Below are 15,079 nucleotides of genomic sequence, written 5' to 3' on the forward strand. Positions count from 1 at the left end.
CTCGCACGGTCGCCGTGTGGGCATTCCGCTCGGGTCGGCACCCGTTGTGTACGCAGCTGGTCGAGGCGGGTCGTTCTTGCGTGCATCCCGCGCACCGGAACGGTGCGGTGATCAACCTGATGTGGGCCGGCATCACCTGGCGCCGCCGCCGCTGCGGGTCAGCCCGTTGCGGCCCTGGTTCGCCGAGCCGGGTGTGCCGCGAGAAACGGTTCCCGGAGCGGGTAACCTGGTCCCCCCGCTGCTGCGCGGATACCTGCGGCTCGGCGCCTGGGTCTGCGGGGAGCCGGCGTACGACCCCGACTTCGGGGTGGCCGATTTCTACGTGCTCTCTCCATGGGCCGGATGAACCCCCGCTACCTGCGGCACTTTCTTGGTGGGCAGCCATGACAACGTCGGCGCATCCGCTGTGGCGGCCGATGTCCGGCTGCGGGCCCGGCTGCCTGCCGCTGCCCGGCCGGTCGCCGGTGGTGTCGATGGGCCGTCGGCTGGGTCGGGCCACCGCGCTGCTCGCGACGGTGGGGCTCGGGACCGGGCTGGCGGTGCTGCTTCCGGTGCTGCCCGCCCGGGAGCGGCAGGTCGCGTTGCGCGGGTGGGCGCGGGCCACGGCACGCGCCTGCGGGGTACGGCTGGCCGCCTGACAGACGCGGCGCGGCCGCTCACAGGTTATTTTCAGGATCCGCCCAGCGCGGGCGCAGCGACCGCGCGGATGATGGGCGGCATGGCCGCAACCCAGACTGAGGCGCGACTGCTCGTCGTCGAGGACGATCCCAACATCCTCGAGTTGCTCTCCGCGAGCCTGCGCTTCGCGGGATTCGACGTGGCCACCGCCACCAGCGGCAGCGCCGCGCTCAACGCGGCCCGGGACCGCCGTCCCGACCTTGTGGTGCTCGACGTGATGCTGCCGGACCTCGACGGGTTCGAGGTGATCCGGATGATGCGCGAGGGCGGCACGCGTACCCCGGTGGTCTTCCTCACCGCCCGGGACGCCACCGACGACAAGATCCGCGGCCTGACCCTCGGTGGCGACGACTACGTCACCAAGCCGTTCAGCCTGGAGGAGTTGACCGCCCGGATCCGGGCGGTGCTGCGGCGCACCAGCACCGGCGAGCAGGCCCCCGCCCGGCTCACCTTCGCCGACCTGGAGCTGGACGAGGAGACCCACGAGGTGTACCGGGCCGGCCAGCGGGTCCAGCTCTCGCCGACCGAGTTCAAGCTGCTGCGGTACCTGATGCTCAACGCCAACCGGGTGCTGTCCAAGGCGCAGATCCTCGACCACGTCTGGAACTACGACTTCCGGGGCGACGACAACATCGTCGAGTCGTACATCTCCTATCTCCGGCGGAAGATCGACAACGTCGAGCCCCGGCTGATCCACACCCTGCGCGGCGTCGGATACGTCCTGCGCAAGCCGGCGGCGTGAACGCGTTACAGCAGGGCAAGCTCCGACTCCGCGCGGTACCGCTGCGGGTCAAGCTGGTCGCGGCCGTCCTCGCCCTGGTCGCCGCCGCGCTACTGGTGATCGCCTCGCTGACCACGGTCTTCCTCCGCAGCTACCTCGTCGACCAGATCGACGCACAGCTGCGGGGGTCGACCCAGACACTGGTGCCGCTGATGCCCAGCATGCGTGCCGGCAAGGTGGGGGCGACGCTGCCCAGCGACTACGTCGTGGTGCTGGCCAACCCGGAGTTCGGGGTGAGTCCGCCGTTCTTCGACGACATCACCCTGAAGTCGGAGCAACTGCCGCGGGTGCCCAACGACATCGAGGGTTTCACCGAGCGGATCGGTGAGCCACGAAACGTGATCTCCTGGGACGGCCACACCCGCTGGCGGATGTACTACGCCGAACTGCCCAACGGCGAGGTGCTGGCGATCGGTCAGCCGCTCACCGAGGTGGAGTTGGCGGTCAAGCGGCTGATCTACATCGATCTGCTGGTCGGCGGGGCGGTGCTGGTCCTGCTCGCCTCGATCGGCGCGGCGATCGTCCGGACCAGCCTGAAGCCGCTGGTCGAGATCGAACGTACCGCCGCCGCCATCGCCGGCGGTGACCTGAGCCGGCGGGTGCCCGATCCGGAGGACGGGGAGCCCTGCCCGACCTCGGAACTGGGCCGGCTCTCCCGCGCGTTGAACGCGATGCTCAGCCAGATCGAGATGGCCTTCACCGCCCGCGCGGCGTCGGAGTTCGCGGCCCGGTCCGCCGAGGCCGTCGCCCGGGAGGCCGCCGAGAGCGCCCGGGCCTCCGAGGCGCGGGCCCGCCGCTCCGAGGAACGGATGCGGCAGTTCGTCGCGGACGCCTCACACGAACTGCGTACGCCCCTGACCACCATCCGGGGCTTCGCCGAGCTGTACCGCCAGGGTGCGGCCCGGGAACCCGAGCAGACCTCCGACCTGCTGGGCCGGATCGAGGACGAGGCGGCCCGGATGGGGTTGCTGGTGGAGGATCTGCTGCTGCTCGCTCGGCTGGACCGCGAACGTCCGCTCTCGCTCGCCCCGGTGGAGCTGCCGGTGCTGGCCGCCGACGCGTTGCAGGCGTCTCGCGCCGTGGCGCCGGACCGGCGGATCGAGCTGGAGATCGAGCCCGGTTCCGGGCCGCTGGTGGTACGCGGCGACGACGCGCGGTTGCGTCAGGTGATCGGCAATCTGATGACCAATGCGCTGCGGCACACCCCGACCGAGGCGGCGGTGACCCTGCGGCTGCGTGCCGAGCCGGGCAACCTGGCGGTGATCGAGGTGAGCGACACCGGTCCGGGGCTCACCGGTGAGCAGGCGGAGCGGGTCTTCGAGCGCTTCTACCGGGCGGACGCCTCGCGGACCCGCAGAACCGGCGGTAACACCGGCACCGGCCTCGGTCTGGCGATCGTCGCCGCGCTGGTGACGGTGCACCAGGGCACGGTTGAGGTGACCGAGACACCGGGCGGCGGTGCCACGTTCCGGGTCCGCCTGCCGCTTGCGCCGGCCGCCGACAGTGAGTACGAGTGATTTTCAGCCAACGCTCAGGCCAGCCCAAGGCAGGTCCAAGAGGGATGGGAGAGGGTAGCGACATGACCGAGTACGAGTCCGACCCGCGCCGGCCGGCCCCCACCGACGCCGAGCCGTCGTATCCCGAGGTGTCCCGCGCCGAGTACGCGCGGTCCGACTCCCCGTCCGCTCCGGCGTCCGGTGCCGACGCCACCCCCTCCGCTGAGGCGCCGACCGTCGCGGTCGGCGCCGCCGAGCCGCCGGCGTCCGGTGCCGGCGGCCCGGACGAGCCGACCCGGCACGGCGTGCCCGTCGCAGGCTCCGTCCCGCCGCCGCAGCCGGACTCCGGGCAGCCCACCTGGGCGTCGGCCGGCGGGCACCGATATCCGCAGCAGTACCCGTACCAGTCCGGGCACGCCGGCCCGCGTTACCCGGGCGCGCCCTGGTACCCGGGCCAGCAGTCCAGCTGGAGCGGCGCGCCGCAGGCCGGCGCACCGTCTCCCGGCGCGCGGTCGACATCGCCCGGTGCCGGGCACCCGGGCCAGCCAGGATACCCGGGCCAGGCGGGGCACCCGGGACAGCCCGGCGGCTATCCGGGGCAGCCGGCGCCGTGGGGGCCGGCCCCGTCGAGCGGGTTCCGTCCCGGCCGGATCGCCAAACTGGCCGGTGCCGGCGTCGCGGTGTTCGCGTTGATGCTCGGCAGCGGTGTCGCCGGTGGTGCGCTCGCCCTCGCGCTGAGCGATGGAGGGGTCACCCGCACCTACAGCGCCGCGCCCGTCATCGACGGCGCTGACCTGCCACGCATCGCCGCGTCGGTGGAGAACAGCGTCCTGTCCGTCAGCACCGGCAGCGGCGAGGGGTCCGGCGTGGTCCTCAGCGCCGACGGCTACGTACTGACCAACAATCACGTGGTCGCCGGAGGCGGTAACACCGTTCGGGTGATCTTCGCCGACGGCACCAGCGCAGACGCCCAGATCGTCGGCACCGACCCGAAGACCGACCTCGCGGTGCTGAAGGCGGACGGTGTGAGTGACCTCCAGCCGGCCACCTTCGGCGACAGCGACGCTATGCAGGTCGGCGACCAGGTGCTCGCCCTGGGCAGCCCGTTGGGCCTTCAGGGCTCGGTCACCGCGGGAATTCTCAGCGCCCGGGACCGCACCATCCAGGCCGGCAGCGGGCAGCAGCTCCCCGGCCAGGCGGTCAGCTCGATTTCGGGACTCCTGCAGACCGACGCTCCGATCAACCCGGGAAACTCCGGCGGGGCGCTGGTCAACACCCGCGGCGAGGTGATCGGCATCAACACCGCCATCGCCACCGCCGGGCAGGGCGGCACCGGCAACATCGGGGTGGGCTTCGCCATCCCGAGCAACAAGGCCAAGGACGTCGCGGACAAGCTCCAGCGGGGCGAGAAGATCAGCCACCCGACGCTCGGGGTGAGCGTGAACGCCGCACCCGACGGCGGCGCGCTGGTCGGCGCGGTGAGCCCGGGTAGCGCCGCCGAGCGGGGCGGGCTGCAACAGGGCGACGTGATCACCCGCTTCGGCGACAAGGTGATCAATGACTCCAGTGACCTGGTCGCGGCCGTGCAGGCCGGCAAGGTCGGTGACCAGGTCGAGGTGACGTACCAGCGGAACGGTGCCGAAGCGACAGCAACCGTGACGCTCGCCGAAGCGTCGTAACGACGTAGAACCTGCTTTCCTCCCTCCAGGGCGGCGGGCGGTGCGGCCAAGGGGGTTGGCCGTGCCACCCGCCGCCCTCCTCCCTTTCCGGGTTCACCCGGTCCGGGTGAACCCGGAACACCCCGCCGGCCGGCGGCCTCCCATGCCGGTTTGCCGATGCCTGGGCCGGGAAGACGCTCTGACCCGCCCTGCCTTCGGCGGATCGGGTCCGACGCCACCGGAGAGCGACGGGGAGGGCACGTGGCCGACAACGTTCCGCGGGAAGGCCGGTTGCGGATCGCGATGGTGGTGCCGCCCTGGCTGTCGGTGCCGCCACCGGGTTACGGGGGGCTGGAGCAGGTCGTGGCCGGGTTGGTGGACGCCCTGGTCGCCCGGGGGCACGCGATCACGCTGATGGGCGCGGGTGAGGCGCACGGCACCTCCGGCGACTATCTCGCCACGCTCGACGAACTCCAGTACGACCGGCTCGGTGAGGCACTTCCCGAACTGGCTCACCTGGCCCGGGTGAACCACCTGGTCAGCACCGCCGACTTCGACATAGTGCACGACCACACGACAATCGGCCCGCTGGTCGCTGGGCGGCGGGAGGTGCCGACCGTGGCGACCGTGCACGGCAACCCGGTGGGCGAGTACGGCACAGTGCTCAGCGACACCGACCGGGGAGTCGGCCTGGTGGCGATCTCGCATGCCCAGCGCGGGCTGAACCCCCACCTGCCCTGGGTCGGCACCGTGCACAACGCGATGGACGTCGGTGACTTCCCACGTAAGAACACGTCCGGCCACGGGCCGGTGCTGTGGCTCGCCCGGTTCAGCCCGGACAAGGGGCCGGAGCTGGCCATCCGCGCCTGCCGGGCGGCCGGACTGCCGCTGGTGCTGGCCGGCAAGTGCAACGAGCCCGCCGAGCGGCGCTACTACCACGAGGTGATCCGGCCGCTGCTCGGTCCGGACATCCGGGTCGTGCTCGACGCCGACCGGAAGACCGTGCTGCTGCTGCTGGCCGAGGCGCGCTGCCTGGTGATGCCGATCCAGTGGGAGGAGCCGTTCGGCATCGTGATGCTGGAGGCGATGGCGTCCGGGACGCCCGTGGTGGCGTTGAACCGGGGCGCGGTGCCGGAACTGGTCCGTCCCGGGTTGACCGGGCTGATCTGCGAGCGGCCGGACGAGTTGCCGGCGGCGTTGCGGGACACGTCCGGCCTCGACCCGGCGGACTGCGTGGCGCACGTGGCCGAGACCTTCTCCACCGAACGAATGGCCGCCGGCTACGAGGCGGTGTACCGGCGGTTCCTGGTAGCCGCGGCACCGAGCACGGTGAGGCGGGAGCCGGCCCGGGTCACCCCTGGCTGACCGCGCACCTGCCGGGAAGATCAGACCTGCGCGGCGCCGAGCGCGGCGATCGCCGCGTCCAACTGCCGGGCGTACGCCGGGCTGAGCCCGTCCTCGCTGAGTCGGGTGGCGACCTTCTCCCGCAACCGGGCCACCCCTGGGCCTAGCTCGCCCTCGCCGCCGGCCACCGCCTGGGTGAGGTTGCGCAGCTCGTTGCGCAGGTCGAGACCGACATCGTCACGGATTCCGCCGTCGGTGAGCCCGGCACCGATCACCGCTTCCAATCGTTTCGCAGCCTCGATCAGGGTGTCCCCACTGCCGGGCAGGTGCGGTACGGCGGTCGCCGACGGCGGCTGGGACAGGCCGTTTGACGGCGCGACGGGCGGCTGTTCGTCCGGGGTGGCGTCCGGCAGGTGCGGACCGTCCGTCACCGTCGGGCCGGTGCTCGGCAGCGTGTGGGGCGAGGAGTTGTCGTCGGGCAGCAGCGCAGCCACCGTAAGGGCCGCCCCGATCAGCACCGCCACCGCCGCTGCGACGAGTACCGGGCGCGGCCCGCGCCGTCCGCCGCCGGTGTCTGCCGCGCTGCCCGGGTCGGTGTCCGCGCTGTCCGCGTCGTTCCCGTCGCCCGCGGTCCGGCCCGTGCTCGCGGTCGGGCCCGGCGCCGTAGCGGCGGTGGCCGAGGTCGGGGCCGACGCGGGGCCGGTGGCGGCCGTGGTTCCGGCGGAATGCACTGCGGGAAGGGCGACGGTCGGGGCGAGCATCGTGCCGGCCTGCGGATCGGCGGGCAGCATCTGGTTACGCAGCACAGTGGCGACCTGGCGGGCGGTGGGCCGGTCGGCCGGGTCGCGGGACAGGCAGCGAAGGCAGATCTCGGCCACCACCGGAGGCAGGCCCGGTACGTCGACAAGGGTGGGCGGTTCGCCGGTGGCCAGTGCGGCGCTGAGTTCGTCCCAGGTGTCCGCCGGGTACGGCACCCGGCCGGTCAGCGTCTCGTGCAGCAACACGCCCAGCGAGTAGACGTCGGTCGCCGGCTGGGCCGGCGAGCCGTCCAGCCGTTCGGGTGCGACGTACGCGGGGGTGCCGAAGGTCGCACCGTCCTCGTCGTCGTCGGGCGCGCCGATCCGGGTCGCGATGCCGAAGTCGAGTACCTTCGCGCCGACCTGCGTCATCATCACGTTGGAGGTGGTGACGTCCCGGTGCACGATGCCGAGCCGGTGGGCGGCGGCGAGCGCGTCGGCGACCTGGACGCCGACCTGTACCGCCTCGGGCCACGGCAGTGGTCCCTCGGTGAGCCGGAACTCCAACTCCTCACCGGTGAGCAGCTCCATCACCACGAACGACGTGATGGTGCCGTCCGGCGAGACCGCCTCGCCGTAGTCGTGCACCGAGGTGACGTTCGGGTGGACAAGCTGCGCGGCGGCCCTGGCCTCCTCGCGGACCATGTCGCGGAACCGGACGTCGGCGGCCAGCGACGGGGTGAGGACCTTCAGTGCCACCACCCGGTCGAGCACCTCGTCGTGAGCCCGCCAGATGACCGACATGCCGCCCGAGCCGATCTGGTCGATCAGCCGGTATCGGGTGGCCAGCAACCGGCCGGGCTGCAGTGCTGGCTTCACGGGTCGAACCTGCCTCTCAGGTCGGAAGCGGTATCAGGTTGCGCGAATGTTCCCGTCGTGTCAACGGGCCCTCCGCGTGACGGGAAACCATGCGTGCCACCTCGACTGGGCTGGCCTGTCCGATGTCGAGGAGGCGGGCAGCGCGGACGGGCCCGCTGGGCGCGGGCGTGCCAGGATGAACGGCATGGCGCACGGACCGGTGGCTTTCGTGCTCGGGGGCGGTGGTGTCCTGGGCGCGGTCGAGGTGGGCATGCTGCGGGCCCTGTTCCGGGCCGGGATCCGGCCCGACATCGTGCTCGGCACGTCGATCGGCGCGGTAAACGGCGCCCTGGTCGCCGCCGACCCGTCCGAGGCGGTGACCGACCGGCTGGTGCGCCTCTGGGCCTCGCCGGAGGCCAGCGAGGTGTACGGCGACTCGGTGGCCCGGCAGTTGCGACGCTTCGCCGCCCGTACCCACCTGCACTCGCCCCGGCCGCTGCGCAAGCTGCTGGAGAGCGAGCTGGGCGCGGAGACCACCTTCGCCGACCTGGTGGTTCCGTTCCGGTGCTGCGCGGCGAACATCGAGCGGGCCGCCGAGCACTGGTTCGTCAGCGGACTGGTGGTGCCGGCCGTCCTGGCGTCGGCCTCGGTGCCGGGGCTGCTGCCGCCGGCCCGGATCGGCGACCAGCACTACATCGACGGCGGCATCGTCAACTCGATCCCGATCGGGGAGGCGGTCGCTGCCGGCGCCAACCGCGTCTTCGTGCTCCAGGTGGGTCGGATCGAACGGGCGCTGGCCCCGCCCCGGCGACCCTGGGAGATCGCCCAGGTCGCGTTCGAGATCGCCCGCCGGCACCGGTTCGCCCGGGAGATGGCCGCCCTGCCCGAGGGGGTGGAGGTACACGTGCTGCCGACCGGCGGGCTGGAGCCGCGCGACGACACCCCGTGGGCGTACCGGGACTTGGCCGCGGTGGGGCGACGGATCAGTCGCGCCTACTCGGCGTCCCGGCACTATCTGGCGAACCTGGAGCGTTGATGCCGTTACCGCCCCGATGGCTCCGCCGGCTGCTGCTGGCGCCCGGCGTGGTGCTGCTGGCGATCCTGCTGGTGTCCACGGTGCCGGTGTGGGCCCTGCTGGCGTTGGCCGCGTCCCCGTTCGTCCCCGGGCACCTGCGACCGCTGCGGCTGCTCTGGATCGGCTGCTTCTACCTGATCTGGGACGCGGCGGCGCTGCTCTGCCTCTTCGGGCTCTGGGTCGGTTCCGGATTCGGCTGGCGGGTCAACTCGCCCGCCTTCCAGCGCGCCCACTACCTGCTGGCCGGCTGGTTCCTGCGGGTGCTCTTCTGGCAGGCGCGGTGGACGCTGCACCTGAGCATCGACGTGGTCGGCACCGACCCGGACACCGCCCTGCCCGGCCGGCCCGAGCTGGTGCTGTGCCGGCACGCCGGGCCGGGTGACTCGTTCATCCTGATCCACGCCTTGGTCAACTGGTTCCGGCGCGAGCCGCGGATCGTGCTCAAGGACACCCTTCAGTGGGACCCGGCGATCGACGTGCTGCTGAACCGGCTGCCGAGCCGGTTCATCGCGCCCGGCCCGGACGGCCGAGGCTCGATCGTCGAGCAGATCGGCCACCTCGCCACCGGCCTGGACGACAACGACGCCTTCGTGATCTTTCCCGAGGGGAGCAACTTCACGCCGACGCGCCGGTTGCGGGCCATCGCCCGGCTGCGCGACCGGGGTCACGAGCGGATGGCGTTGAAGGCGGAGACCATGCGGCACGTGCTCGCCCCGCAACCCGGTGGGGTGCTGGCGGCGCTGGACGCCGCGCCGGACGCCGGGGTCATCTTCGTCGCCCACACCGGTCTGGACCGGATGCTCACCGTCATCGATGTGTGGCGGGAGCTGCCGATGGACAAGCAACTCGTTATGCGGTTCTGGTCGGTGCCGCCCGAGGAGATCCCGGCCGACCCGCAGCAGCGGATCGACTGGCTCTACGACTGGTGGAGTCGGATAGACGAGTGGGTCGCGGCAAACCGCCACGGTGCGACGTAGAGTTCGCAGGTGGAGCGGATCTGCGTGGTGACGACGGTGGTCGACGCGCGATCGGTCGCCGATCTGCTGGCCGCCGCCGCGGTGGCCGGGCGGCTCGCGGCCTGCGCGCAGGTGGGCGGTCAGGTGGTGAGCACCTACTGGTGGCGCTCGGGAGTGGAGAGCAGCACCGAATGGTCGGTGCAGTTCAAGACCGCACCGGACCGGGTCGACGCGCTGGTGGAGCACCTGCGGGTCAGCCACCCGTACCAGGTGCCGGAGATTCTGGTCAGTCGGGTCGAGTGTGGCCACCCCGGGTACGCCACCTGGGTTCACGAGCACACGCGGCCCTGAGTACGCGCACTCTGGTACGGGCGGTGTGTGAGCGTCGAGGATGACCTGGTGGACAACGGCTACCCCTGCCCGGCCTGTGGCGCACCGGCGGATCTGAACTCCGGCTGCACCGGCTGCGGCAGGCCACCGCACCCGGCCGCGGCGGAAGTGATCCGGCTCGACGGGGAGATTCTCGCGCTCGGCGGCGAAGTCCAGCGGGCTCGCCAGGTGTACGAAGGACTTGCCGGCCGGCTGGCGGCGGCCCGGCAGCGGCGGCACGATCTGGCCGCCGCCGTTCGGCGAGAGTTCGCGGCGCCCACCACAGTTGCCGGCGGATCGGTTCCCGGCGCGCCCGGACCGGTCGGCGGTGGGCAACCCGTCCCAGCACCGGCCCGGCCGGGCGGGGCCGAAACCTCGACGCGCACCGTGCAGGGTCTGCTCTTCGTCATCGGTGGGTTGCTGCTCGGCACCGCCGCGACGGTCTTCACGGCGGTGGCCTGGTCATCGGTCGGGGTGGCCGGCCGGGCGCTGATCCTGCTCGCGTTCACCGTGCTGCTGCTCGCCGTGCCGCTGGTCGCCCGCTGGCGTGGGCTGCGCGGTACCGCCGAGACCTTCGCCGCCGTCGGGCTGCTGCTGGTGCTCCTCGACGGGTACGCCGCGTGGACGGTGGACCTGTTCGGGGTGACCGCCTGGTCGGGCAGCCGTTACGCCGCGCTCGTCGCGGCCGGCTGCGCGGCGGTGGCCGTCGGGTACGCCCGGCTCAGCCGGCTGTCCGTGCCGTGGTTCGCCGCGCTGCTGGCCGGGCAGCCGGTACTGCCGTTGCTCGCCGCGCCGGCCGGTCCGGGGCCGGCCGGATGGTCGGTCGTCTTCGTCGGGGTGGCGCTGCTCGACCTTGCGGTGGTGGTGGTGCTTCGGTGGCGCCGGGGGGACGTCGTGGGCGAGGGGGCCACGACGACTCCGGCGGTGCCGCTCGCCGGCCAGGCACTGGCCTGGATCGGTCTCACCGGCACGTTGGTGCTCGCCGCGGGCTGCGCGATGGTGCCGCTGCTGGTCGGGCGGGCGGGTGGTGTGCCGCTGCTGGCCGGCGGGCCGCTGCTGCTGGTGGCGCTGACCGTGCTCGGCGCGGCGCTGCTCACCGGCGGCGAGCCGGCGCGGGCGGTGGCGGCGGGCGCGCTGGTGCCGGCGCTGGCCGCCGCGATGATCCGTCCGGCGGTGCAGCCGCGCCCGCCGGTGTGGCTGCTGGTGGTCGGGCTGGTCGCGGTGGGGCTGGCCGGCGCGGTACGGCTGCTGCCGGCCGGCTGGCGGTCCGGTCCACGGGCCGGGGCGCTGCTCGTTGCCGGCGGCGCGGGGCTGCTGACGGCGCTGGCGGGGGTGGTGCTGGCCGGTGCCGCCGTGGGGCGGTCCCTGCCGCCGTGGCGGGGGGCCACGGCGGGGCCGGCGTTCGCGTGGGGGTGGCAGCTGCCGTTGACGGTGGCGCTGACCTTTGCCACGGCGGCCTGGCTGCTGCCCAGGTCGGCCCGGTCGGCGGTCACGGCGGCCGGCCTCGCCGCGACCGCGCTGGCGGTGCCGGTGGCCTGGGCCGCGCCGTGGCCGGCGGTGCTCGCCGTCGACCTGGCGGTGGGGGCCGTCCTGGTGGCCGCCGCGGTGGCCCGTCCGGCGGTACCCGGTTCGGCGGTGCTGACCCCGGCGTTGGCCGGTGCCACGCTGCTCGGGCACGGGCTGCTGGTCGGGCTGGCCGCCCCGGCGGGCGCGGGCGCGGCCTGCACGGTCATCCTGGCCGTCGGCTTCGGGGTGGCTGTCGCCGGCCGGCGTGGCGGTGTCGTGCAGCGTGCCGTGGCCGGGTGCGGGCTGACCGCCGCGGTGCTCGTGGTGCCGGCCGGCGCGGCGGTCGCCCTGATCGGTGCCGGAGCACCGCCGTGGTGGCAGGCCCGGGCCGCGCTGGCCGCCGTCGCGGTGCCGGCGGTCGCGCTGGCCGCGCTGCGTCGGGCCTGGCTCGAACTGACCGGGTACGGCTCGGCCGGGCTGGCCGTGGTGGCCCTGCTGACCGGCCTCTCGCCGCTGGCCGTGCCCGGCGACGAGCCGGTGACGGTCTACGCGGCGGTGGCGGCGCTGCTGCTCGCGCTGGCCGGCTTCGGGACCCGTCCGGCGGCGGCGTTGCCGGTGGTCGGGCTGGGCCTGACCGCCGTGGCGACCCTGGCGACCCTACCGGTGGTCGTGACGGCGCTGCTGACGCCGTACGGGCCGCCGCCCGCGTCGTGGTCCGGTGCCCCGGCCACCCAGCCGTTGCCGGATGCCCCGGTGGTGGGTTTGGCGCTGGCGGTGCTGGCCGTGGCGGCGGTGCTCGCCGCCTGGCCGGCCGCCCGCGCCGACGGCTCGGACACACGAGCCGGCGGTGGCGAGCGTTGGCGGGTGGCTGCGGTGGCGCTGCCGTTCCTGGCGGCCGGAGGACCGGTTCTGCTGGTCGCCGCCGCCGTGCCGTGGCCGGTGGTGCCGACCGTGGCGCTGCTCGCCGGCGCTGCCCTGCTTCTGACCGTCGCACTGCTGTCCACCCCGGGGTCGTTCGTTGCTGCCGGCCTGTCGGTCGGGCTGCTGCTGGCTGTCGCGGGCCTGCTCAACCTGCAGGCGACCCGGGCCGGCACCCTCGGCGGGCTGGGCCTGCTGGTGGTGGCGGCGAGCGTGGCCGCAGTGGCCGCCCGGCACTCGGCGGTACGCCTCACGAGCTGGCTTGTCGCGCTCGGGGCGGCGACCGGGTTCGCGCTCGCCGCCCCGCTGGCCGGCGGGCTGCCGCTGCGGATCGCGGCGTTCGCGGTGCTCGGCGTGGCGCTGCTCGCCCTCGCGTTCGCCGCGACGCTGCCCGCCGACCGGCGGGCAGCCCCGCCCTGCGCGCCGACGGCGGCGGCACCTCGGCCCGAGCCTGCCGCGCCGACGGCGGCGATGCTGGTGAACCGGGTGCTGGACGTCGCCGCGCAGGTGGTGGCGCTGCTCGCACTGCTGCTCACCGTCGGCGCACCCGGGCACGCCGCGACGGTCTGCGTGCTCTGGGGCGCGGCGGTCGGGGTGCGGCTGTTGCGACGGGGCGAGCCGGCCGTCCAGCGGTGGGTTTTCGCCGGCATCGCCGGTGGCAGTGAACTGCTGGCCGTCTGGCTGTTGCTGGTGGCCGGCGGGGTGAGCGTGCTGGAGGCGTACACGGTGCCGCTGGCGCTGGTGGGGCTCGGCGCGGGCGCGCTGGCGTTGCGTACCCGGCGGGGGTTGACGAGCTGGCTCGCGCTCGGCCCCGGCCTGGCCGCCGTGCTTCTGCCCAGCCTGGCCGCCGTGCTGTTCGGCCCCGATCCGCAACCGTGGCGGCGGCTGCTGCTCGGCGCCGCCGCGCTGGCCGCGACGCTGCTCGGCGCGGTCCGTCGCTGGCAGGCGCCGGTGCTGCTCGGCGGGGTCACGTTGACCCTGCTCGCCCTGCACGAGCTGGTGCGCAGCTGGGACCTGCTGCCCAGGTGGGTCTTCCTGGCCGCCGCCGGGTTGGCGCTGATCGGCCTGGCGGCCACCTACGAGCGCCGCCGCCGCGACCTGCGCCAGTTGCGTGCCACCGTCAGCCGGATGAGCTGACCTGGGTTTGACGCTGGAGGGCGCTTTGCGGGTGGTCGTGGTCGTGGGGGTCAGCGGTAGGGTCTGGCCATGGCAGTGGTGCTCACCGCCGAGGCGGTGCGAGACGAGCTGGGTGGGCTGGTGGGCTGGTCGGGCGACCCCGCAGGGATCATCCGCACCGTGGAGCTGGCGAGCTTTCCCGACGCCGTCACGGTGGTCGACCGGGTCGCCGTGGTGGCCGAGGAGCTGGACCATCACCCGGACATCGACATCCGGTGGCGCACGGTGACCTTCCGCTGCGTGACCCATTCGGCTGGCGGCGTCACCACGCGCGACGTGGACCTGGCGCGTCGGATCGACGAGATCGTGGAGGGCACCCGATGAGGTTCGAGATCAGCAAGGTGTTGGACGCCATCGAGGGTCGGGTCTGCACTGACCCGCAGTTGGCCCGCGCGGTGCTCGACCTGGCGGAGGTCATCCGCTACCAGGACCTCGACGGCGGCCGTCCGGCCAGCTCGCTGCGGCTCGGCATGGTCATCGACGCGCTGGCCCGCAGTTTGGAGGAGGACACTGTCCCGGTCTACGCGGTGGTGCACCGGGGCATGCTCTCCGACGCCGACCTCACCTCCAACGAGCGGATGGTGGTCCGTCGCTGGGCCGACGACGGTCTGGTCGAGGTGCTCGACAACCCCGGTGACCGGATGTTGGAGGTGGCCGACCTGCTCGGTCTGCCGGTGCTCAGCCGGGTCCGGTTCGACGGCTTGCGGGGGCGGTTCCCGTGGCTGGTGGAGCAGCCGGGCCGGGTCCTCGCGCCGGTGCCGGGTGCCGGCGGGCCGGTCTTCATCGCCCACGTCGGCGGCGGTCACACGCCGGTGGCCGGGCCGCCGTCGCCGGCCGGCGCCAAGTTGCTTGCCCGTGAGTGGCGCTGCCCGGAGTCGGGCTGCACTCTCTTCGGCGGTGCCGGCGGTGGCGGTGCCTTCGCTGACCTGGCACTGGTGGATCGCGCGCCGACCGGGCAGCCGCCGCCGTCGCTGCGTAACGGCGTGCCGAGCTGCCCTCGGCACGGTTCGCGGCTGCGGGACGCCGGTCCCCGGCCTCGCAGCGAGGTCCTCGCGGTCCGCGTCGGCGGCTTGATCCGCCGCCGCTTCGTGCTTACCGAGGAGCAGTCGGCAACGATCGGACGAGCCCCGGACGGCTCCGGTGCGATCATGCTCGGTCAGTGGCTCAACGACGAGGCCCGGCGTTGGATCAGCCGGAGTCACCTGCGGTTGGATCTGCGCGGCGGCGACGTCGTCGCCACCGACATCAGCACCAACGGCTCCGGTGTTCGACCGGCCGGCTCGATGGCGGAAGCGGACCGTGTCCCGCTGGCCCCGCAGCAGTCCCGGGTACTCGGCGCCGGTGACATGGTGGAGCTGTACCCGGGGGTCCAGGTCGGCCGCCCGAGCGAGTTTCCGGCCGGCGCGCCCTACAACCCCGACTCGGTCATGTCCGAGGCGCCGACGATGGCCATGCGGCTGCCCCGTTGACGTCTCCGGTACGAGCGTGGGCGCCGGAACCGTGGTCCGGCGCCCGCGACAGTGGTAC

The 15,079-nt window shown here is 73.7% G+C and carries 12 protein-coding genes and 1 pseudogene; 12 read left to right on the forward strand and 1 reads right to left on the reverse strand.

Features of this window, described 5'->3' with window-relative positions; genetic code table 11:
• Positions 1 to 41: 41 nt before the first annotated feature.
• From ACFHWY_RS03455 to ACFHWY_RS03480, 6 genes and pseudogenes are all read left to right on the forward strand, one after another.
• Positions 42 to 387, forward strand: a pseudogene (locus ACFHWY_RS03455) (GNAT family N-acetyltransferase); the annotation flags it as partial.
• Positions 384 to 638, forward strand: a complete 255-nt coding sequence (locus ACFHWY_RS03460; RefSeq protein WP_416578569.1) for a hypothetical protein — start codon at positions 384 to 386, stop codon at positions 636 to 638. The pseudogene ACFHWY_RS03455 and the gene ACFHWY_RS03460, both read left to right, overlap by 4 nt.
• A gap of 80 nt (positions 639 to 718) precedes the next feature.
• Positions 719 to 1,420 (forward strand): response regulator transcription factor, encoded by a 702-nt coding sequence (locus ACFHWY_RS03465; RefSeq protein WP_416578570.1) that lies wholly within the window; start codon positions 719 to 721, stop codon positions 1,418 to 1,420.
• Positions 1,417 to 2,976: an ATP-binding protein gene (locus tag ACFHWY_RS03470; RefSeq protein ID WP_416578571.1), complete on the forward strand. Its 1,560-nt coding sequence runs from the start codon at positions 1,417 to 1,419 to the stop codon at positions 2,974 to 2,976. Before ACFHWY_RS03465 ends, ACFHWY_RS03470 begins: the two co-directional genes overlap by 4 nt.
• A 62-nt stretch (positions 2,977 to 3,038) precedes the next feature.
• Positions 3,039 to 4,634, forward strand: coding sequence for a trypsin-like peptidase domain-containing protein (locus ACFHWY_RS03475; RefSeq protein WP_416578572.1), 1,596 nt, complete (start codon positions 3,039 to 3,041; stop codon positions 4,632 to 4,634).
• 282 nt (positions 4,635 to 4,916) lie between these two features.
• Entirely contained in the window at positions 4,917 to 5,978 is a 1,062-nt protein-coding gene (locus ACFHWY_RS03480; RefSeq protein WP_416578681.1) for a glycosyltransferase family 4 protein, read from the forward strand.
• A gap of 20 nt (positions 5,979 to 5,998) precedes the next feature.
• Here the strand turns inward: ACFHWY_RS03480 and ACFHWY_RS03485 are convergent, their stop codons facing one another.
• A complete protein-coding gene (locus ACFHWY_RS03485; protein ID WP_416578573.1) occupies positions 5,999 to 7,573 on the reverse strand; it encodes a protein kinase domain-containing protein in 1,575 nt (524 codons plus the stop codon).
• Between the two features lie 184 nt (positions 7,574 to 7,757).
• Between ACFHWY_RS03485 and ACFHWY_RS03490 the strand changes: the two genes are divergently transcribed.
• From ACFHWY_RS03490 to ACFHWY_RS03515, 6 genes are all read left to right on the forward strand, one after another.
• Complete coding sequence (locus ACFHWY_RS03490; RefSeq protein WP_416578574.1) at positions 7,758 to 8,588, forward strand: patatin-like phospholipase family protein; 831 nt, start codon at positions 7,758 to 7,760, stop codon at positions 8,586 to 8,588.
• Positions 8,588 to 9,604, forward strand: coding sequence for a 1-acyl-sn-glycerol-3-phosphate acyltransferase (locus tag ACFHWY_RS03495; protein WP_416578575.1), 1,017 nt, complete (start codon positions 8,588 to 8,590; stop codon positions 9,602 to 9,604). The genes ACFHWY_RS03490 and ACFHWY_RS03495 overlap by 1 nt, the downstream gene beginning before the upstream one ends.
• Before the next feature lie 9 nt (positions 9,605 to 9,613).
• Positions 9,614 to 9,934, forward strand: a complete 321-nt coding sequence (gene cutA / locus ACFHWY_RS03500; RefSeq protein WP_416578576.1) for a divalent-cation tolerance protein CutA — start codon at positions 9,614 to 9,616, stop codon at positions 9,932 to 9,934.
• A gap of 27 nt (positions 9,935 to 9,961) precedes the next feature.
• Positions 9,962 to 13,513, forward strand: coding sequence for an SCO7613 C-terminal domain-containing membrane protein (locus tag ACFHWY_RS03505; RefSeq protein ID WP_416578577.1), 3,552 nt, complete (start codon positions 9,962 to 9,964; stop codon positions 13,511 to 13,513).
• Between the two features lie 69 nt (positions 13,514 to 13,582).
• Positions 13,583 to 13,876, forward strand: a complete 294-nt coding sequence (locus ACFHWY_RS03510; protein ID WP_416578578.1) for a 4a-hydroxytetrahydrobiopterin dehydratase — start codon at positions 13,583 to 13,585, stop codon at positions 13,874 to 13,876.
• Positions 13,873 to 15,021: an FHA domain-containing protein gene (locus tag ACFHWY_RS03515; protein ID WP_416578579.1), complete on the forward strand. Its 1,149-nt coding sequence runs from the start codon at positions 13,873 to 13,875 to the stop codon at positions 15,019 to 15,021. Before ACFHWY_RS03510 ends, ACFHWY_RS03515 begins: the two co-directional genes overlap by 4 nt.
• Positions 15,022 to 15,079 lie beyond the last annotated feature (58 nt).

Origin of the sequence: Micromonospora sp. LOL_024, assembly GCF_048060415.1 — a bacterium.
Classification (GTDB): Bacteria; Actinomycetota; Actinomycetes; order Mycobacteriales; family Micromonosporaceae; genus Micromonospora.